Annotated in this window: 3 protein-coding genes; 1 reads left to right on the forward strand and 2 read right to left on the reverse strand. The window is 63.2% G+C overall.

All coding sequences use genetic code 11. The annotated features are described in order from the left end of the window. Positions 1–137: 137 nt before the first annotated feature. Both SY1_RS09410 and SY1_RS09415 read right to left on the reverse strand, forming a co-directional pair. Positions 138–1880 carry an ABC transporter ATP-binding protein gene (locus SY1_RS09410; RefSeq protein ID WP_015556874.1) on the reverse strand — a complete coding sequence of 581 codons (1743 nt, stop codon included), beginning with the start codon at positions 1878–1880 and terminating at the stop codon, positions 138–140. Then, the gene (locus tag SY1_RS09415; protein ID WP_015556875.1) at positions 1877–3712 is read right to left on the reverse strand and encodes an ABC transporter ATP-binding protein; all 1836 of its coding nucleotides are present in this window, start codon (positions 3710–3712) and stop codon (positions 1877–1879) included. Before SY1_RS09415 ends, SY1_RS09410 begins: the two co-directional genes overlap by 4 nt. 313 nt (positions 3713–4025) lie before the next feature. Between SY1_RS09415 and SY1_RS09420 the strand changes: the two genes are divergently transcribed. Then, positions 4026–6680 (forward strand): hypothetical protein (locus SY1_RS09420; protein ID WP_208873586.1); only part of this gene is annotated, 2655 nt, incomplete at its 3' end.

Raw genomic sequence — 6680 nt, forward strand, 5'->3', positions numbered from 1 at the left:
TCCGTATTAAACGCAAATTGGTATAAATTGTCCTCTTTCGGCTCAGCCGACCGACCGGCTGCCGCGATCCTCCCGAAAGATCGGCTTGCGTGAAGCCGGTCGTCTGGCCGACCCCCTCAGCCCAACTGCGACATCGCTCAGTCCCCGGTGAGGCTCCAGCCCACGGACTCGTTTTGCAGCGTCCAGAGCCGCGCGTACAGCCCGCCGCGCTCCAGGAGCTCCGCATGGCGACCCTGGTCCACCACGCGCCCTGCCTCCATCACTACGATGTTGTCCGCGTTTTCGACCGTGCGCAGCTTGTGGGCGATCACCACCACGGTGCGCCCCTCCACCAGCGCGTTGACGGCCCGCTGCACCTCCACCTCGTTCTCCGGGTCCAGGCTCGCCGTCGCCTCGTCCAGCAGGACGACCGGCGCGTCCTTCAGGAGCGCCCTGGCGATGGAGATCCGCTGCTTCTCGCCGCCCGACAGGGTGGAGCCGCCCTCCCCCACCATCGTGTCGTACCCCTGGGGCAGGCGTAGGATGAAGTCGTGCGCGCAGGCCCGCTTCGCCGCCTCCTCCACCTCGGCCTCCGTCGCCCCCTCGCGCCCGAAGGCGATGTTGTTCCGCACCGTGTCCCGGAACAGGTACACGTCCTGGAACACGAAGGAAATCCGCCGCATCAGCTTCTCCGGGTCCAGCCCGTGCTCGTCCGCGCCGCCGAAGAGCACCGTCCCGGACTGGGGGTCGTAGAAGCGGGCCATAACCTTCATCAGGGTCGTCTTTCCGCAGCCCGACGGGCCCACCAGCGCGGTCAGCCTCCCCTGTGGGAACGTCAGGCTCACGTCCCGCAACACGGGCTCGTCGCCGTAGCCGAACGTGACGTTCTTCAGCTCGATGTCGTGGCGGTCGGGCGCGTCGCCCCCGCCGGTCATCTCAGGCTCCTCCATCAGGCTCAGGATGCGCCTGCCGGCCAGCGTGGAATAGCGGAACACGAAGAAGTTGAGCAGCGCCGCCGTCAGGGGGTCGTACACGCGCGTCCCCACGATGAGGAAACCGACGAAGGTCACGGGGTCCAGCGTCCCCCCGATCATCAGGTGAACGCCCAGCACGATCATCAGGGTGAGTCCCAGGCGGATCATGGAGATCGCCAGCATCGCGAAGGGCCCCATAGCCGCCTCGATGCGGATGCTCTCCTTCATGAAGCTCCGGAAGGCGCTCTCCAGGCGGGCGAAGCGGCCGCCCGTCAAGTTGTAGGCCTTGATGACGCGGATGCCGTTCATGTACTCCTGAATGCGGTTCCCCGCGTCGATCTTGGCCCTCATGTGCTTTTGGCTCAGCCGGTTCTGGAGCCTCGTCGAGAGCGCGAGCACCAGCGCCGCTGCGGGGAGCGAGACGAACATGGCGACGGCCATGAGCGGGTTCCAGAAGCACAGGCCCACGAAGGCGATGGCGGGCAGGACGAGCCCCCCGACCATCTGCGGCACCTGGTGGGAGATCGCAGTCTCCAGCAGCAGGAAGTCTCCCATGATCATGTTCACGAGGTCACCGGGGTCGCGCCGGGCGAAGTAGCCCAGCGGAAGCCTGCGCAGCTTCTCCGCCAGCTCGGCCCGCCCCTGGGCCGAGGCCTCGTAGGCGTCCCAGTAGCAGGCCCGATAGGCCGGGACCTCCGCCGCGAACATCACGAGCATCCAGACGAGCAGGAACGCGGAGAGCCCCCACAGCTTCGCCATGTCCGGAGCACCGCCGGCCGACCAGGCCGTGAACACGGTGCGGGCCACCTCGATGGAGATGCCGAACGGGACGACGTTCACCAGGTAGGACACGATCGTGTAGAAGACCGACTTGCGCAGCTTCTCGGGGTGCCCTATGGTGACGGTCCGAAACAGGCTGTCCTTCATGCCACTTCCCCCTTCCTGTTCCCGCCGAGCTTCCAACTCCCCGCTCCGACGTAGGCCCGCCACATGCGGGCGTAGAGGCCGTCCGCCATCAGCAGCTCTTCGTGACGGCCTCGTTCTGCGAGGCGCCCCTCGTTCAGCACCAGGATCTGATCGGCCTTTCGGATCGAGGAGAGCCGATGCGCGATCACCAGCACCGTCTTGCCCTTGATGAGCTCGGTCAGGGCCTTCTGAATCTCGAACTCGTTCTCCGGGTCGGCGAAGGCCGTCGCCTCGTCCAGCACCAGGATGGGCGCGTTCTTCAGGACGGCCCGGGCGATGCAGACGCGCTGTTCCTCCCCGCCGGACAGGTAGACGCCGCCCGAACCTATGAGGGTGTCGTACCCGTTCGGGAGACGCTCGATGAACTCGTGGCACTGCGCGGCCCGCGCCGCGGCGACCACCTCGTCGTCCGTCGCGTCCGGCCGCCCGATCCGGATGTTGTTCATCACGGAGTCGAAGAACAGGAAGTTGTCCTGAAACACGAACGACACCGTGTCCATCAGCGCCTCGTTCGGGATGTCCCGGACGTCCACGCCCCCGATGAGGATTTGTCCTTCCCCCTCCCGCACGTCCCAGAAGCGCGGGATCAGGCTGGCGACGGTGGATTTTCCGCCGCCCGAAGGCCCGACCAGAGCGGTCACGCGCCCCTCCTCCGCGTGAAAGGAGACGGAGGACAGGGCGCGGGCTCGCGTGGAGACGGCGTTTGCGTTTTCCGGCCCCTCCGCATCGTAGGAGAAGCTCACGTCCCGGAACTCGACGTCGAACCGGTCGGGCCGCCTGGGCTTTTGGGGTTCGGGCACGGGCTTCCGGTCCATCACGGCCTCGATGCGCTCCACGCCCTCGTCGATCTGCCGTCCCTGCATGGCCAGCATCGCCAGGCTCGTCATGGGGGCCGCCGCGCCGGGCGCCATCACCACGAAGAACAGGAACGTCAGCGCAAAGGCCTGGCCCGCCGGGTCGTCCCGAAGGAGCAGGAGGCCGACGGGCAGCAGGAGGGCGAGGAAGGAGTTGGCGACCACGCGAAACAGGATGTAGCCGTTCTGAAAGGCGTTGGTGAACTGGATGCACAGCTTCCCGTAGTCCTGAAGGTCGGCGTAGAAGCTCCGGAAGGACTGCACGGTGCGGCCGAACACCTTGACGATCTGCATCCCGCGGACGTACTGCACCGCCGAGGCGTTGACCCGCTCCAGCGCGTCGTAGTACGCCTTCAGGTTATCCCGTCCCTTCTTCCCGAACCAGAGGGACCCCTGAAAGGCCAGGGCTGCGACGAACGCCCCGACGCAGGTCAGCGCCAGGGGCACGCTGAGGAAGAAGAGCGCCCCCGCCAGGATGAGCACCGTGGTCGCCGCATCGACCACCTCCGGAATCCTGTGCGCGACGAAGAGCTCGATGTCCTCGACGTTCTGCTCCATCGTCTTCTTGACCGCGCCGATGGTGGTGCCCGACAGGAACCCCAGCGGTAGCCTGCCGATGTGGCGGGCCAGGCCCAATCGGATGCCGTACAGGATGCGGAACGCGGCGACATGCGAGGCCATCAGGGAGGCGTACCGCACGACGAACCCCAGCGCCATGGCCCCGAAGGCGACGGCCCCCTGACGGACGAAGAAGCCGGAGTTCGCGGGAGACAGCCCGTGCTGCAAGAGCTCTCCCAGGATGAAGTACACGTTCAGAAAGGGCACCAGCATCAGTGCCGCACTGACCGCCGAGAGCGCGCAGGAGAGCGTCACCAGCCCGCGCCGCTGCCCGGCGATCTCCAGAAGCCGGGCGATCCCGCTCCTTTTCTTTTTTTCCATGCAAACCGCTCCTTTCCTGAAGCCCGAACCCGAAAGACGAACGAAGGACGAACCTCCAAAGCCGTGAGAGTTATATAGACAAAACTCTCATTTGCCTTATTATACAACCAAAAACGCCTCGACGTTCTGGGGGCCTGGGCAAGGATGAAAGGGGGCGGACACATGGGTTATGGTATAATTCTAGTTCGTTGAATAAAATTTATATTAATGTTCTGTATCCTAAAAGGCAGCACCGACGGATTCAGGATTTATTTTAGTGAGGAGGAATCCTTTGAAATTGAGAAAATTTGATTGGCAACTGCTGTCTTGTTGTGTGTGCGTTTGCCTTATGACAGGGACGGCCCTGGCACAGCAGGCGGGTCTCGACCCGGATTTCGGAAAAAACGGTGTCGTCTCGTTCAAGTACGGGGCCAAGAATACGGAGGCCGGAGGTTTCTGCGTCCAGAAGGATGGAAAACTGCTGTTCGGAGGGACCGCGGACAACGACATGATCGTCATCCGGTGTCTGCCTACGGGCGAGCCCGATCCGTCCTTCGGGAACGGCGGCCTCGCCTCGTTCGACAGCGGCGGCACGGACACCCTCTCCGCCATGGGCCTCTGCGTTGACGGATCGATCGTCGTCGGAGGAACGTTGAGACCTGCGGGGCAAACAAGCGAGCGGATCGCGCTGGTCCGATTCGACAAAAACGGGACGATCGATGCGGGATACGGGGAGAACGGGGTGGTCTCCGCCGACTTAGGGCCCCGGTCAAAAATCGACTCCATCGTGCCCCTGAGCGACGGCTCCGTCCTGATATCGGGAAGGGCCGCGTCCCTTAAAAGGGCGATGATCGCCCGATACGACCGCAGAGGGATCCCGGACGCTTCCTTCGGGTCGAATGGAGCGGTCTACAGTGACGAAGAAAACTCGGAATACACGTCTTTGACGTTGCAGGCGGACGGGGCCATCATAGCCTGCGGTTATACCGCGGACGACCAGAGCAATTACAACGCACTGGCAGCCCGATACACGCCCGGCGGGGCCAGGGACGCCACGTTTGCGGATTCCGGGACGCTGGAAATCGACCTTGGAAGCAAGGGAGACAGGTTCAACAAGGCGATCGAGCTCAGGAACAGGTCGATCCTTTTCGTCGGGGAATCGATCAAGGCCGGGAATAAGAACAGGACCGTCACGCTGTTTCAGACCCTCGGAAACGGAGCTCCCGACGAAGAGTTCGGGGATAACGGGAAGAAGCTCCTCGACACCGGAGACCTGGGATCGATGGGCACGGACGCGATCGTGCTGGAGGACGGGAGCCTTCTGATCGCAGGGCAGTACGGCAACAACAAACGGCCCGAAAAACACGATATACTGCTTGCGCGCTTCCGCAGCGACGGGGCGATGCAGGAGAGCTTCGGGGTCAACGGCGTGCTCTCGACCGATCTCGGTGCGGACGAGAAGGTCTGTGCCGTATCCAGTTTAGGGGGCGGGAAGGTCCTCGTGGCCGGGAGCTCGGGAAAATACGGCTGGTCCAGCAATAACCTCAAGATGATCCTGGTCCGCTACGCCGAGGTCGTCCAGCCGGACGAGTTGCCCCAGCGAGACCGGGACCTTGATGGGACCTTCGGCCATCATGGTTTCGTCCGCACCGACTTTTCCGGGGACGACAAACCCAACGACATGGCAGTGTTCCCCGATGGAAGCTTCATCGTCCTGGGGTCCTCCGTCAACGAAAAGACAAACGCCAGCGGGGTCGTCATGGCCAAATATCTGCCTTCCGGGACGTTGGACACGTCTTTTGGAAGGCAGGGCCTCAGCCGGGTCGATCCGGGATATCAGGCCTACGGGTATAAGATCGCCCCTCTTGCGGACGGCAAATATTACGTAGGCGGGGCCGTCGACGACCGCCCGGCCCTGTTCCGCTTCGAGACGAACGGGACGCTGGACAAGTCATTCGGACAGTCGGGAGCCTCCATCGTTCAGACAAAACACAAGTGCTGGGGCAGGGCCATGGCCCTTCAGGAAGATGGAAAGATACTGCTGGGAGGGCGAATGGAGATCGGCCGTTTCGACCATCGAGTCGTCCTGTGCCGCTACCTGAGCTCGGGGGAGCTGGACCCATCCTTTGGCTCGGACGGGGTCGTCGTTACCAATCTGGACGGTCGAAAAACCGACGTCTACAGTCTGGCGGTCCGGGACGACGGGACCATCTTCGCGGCAGGACATGGCTCTACGAAGAACAACAAGGACATGGACATTTTCGTGGCTTGTTATACTCCTGACGGAGCCCTGGACGCAAACTTCGGGGACGGCGGAACGCTCTTGTTGGATCAGGGGGGACTCGAATATGTCAGGAGCGTAGCCCTGACGAACGACGGAGCCCTTCTACTTGGAGGTTCCGGGGGGCCGGAGGGGAAGATGATGTTGGTCTGCCTGGACGAGGGCGGAAAGCTACGCCCCTCCTACGGTAACGGCGGACGACAGTTTTTGAGCGTCAAAGGAGGATCGTCGGAGCGCTATTACGGCCGTTCTCTCTCCCTCTTCCCCGACGGTCGAGCTCTCCTGGTCGGAGACAACAACGGAAAGATCGCCGCGCTCTGCGTTCAACCCGACGGTTCGTTGGATACCACGTTCGGACGGGGAGGCAGCGTCTACACCGACCTGGGTTCCTGGTCGGGTGCCTTGTCAGGGGCCCTGGCACCTGACGGAAAGATATTCGTTTCGGGGTTCTCGCGCAAGGACTTCTTCACGGCGAGGTATACGGGTCCCGCCTCCTTCCGGACGCCGTCCGCAAAGGACGCCGCAGGAGGCCAGGTCGAGTTCGTGAGGCCGTTTGCAAAGCTGACGAACGAAGCCCTGACCCGTTCAATCATACAGAAAATAAAGGAAAGAAAACTCGTGCTCAAGGGAGAACCGGAGTGCGTCTCCGCGAGGATCAATCTGACCCCGACCGCCTCGTCGGATCGGATTACGCTGCCGCTCTTCCCA

The sequence above is a fragment of the Fretibacterium fastidiosum genome (assembly GCF_000210715.1).
GTDB classification, from domain to species: domain Bacteria; phylum Synergistota; class Synergistia; order Synergistales; family Aminobacteriaceae; genus Fretibacterium; species Fretibacterium fastidiosum.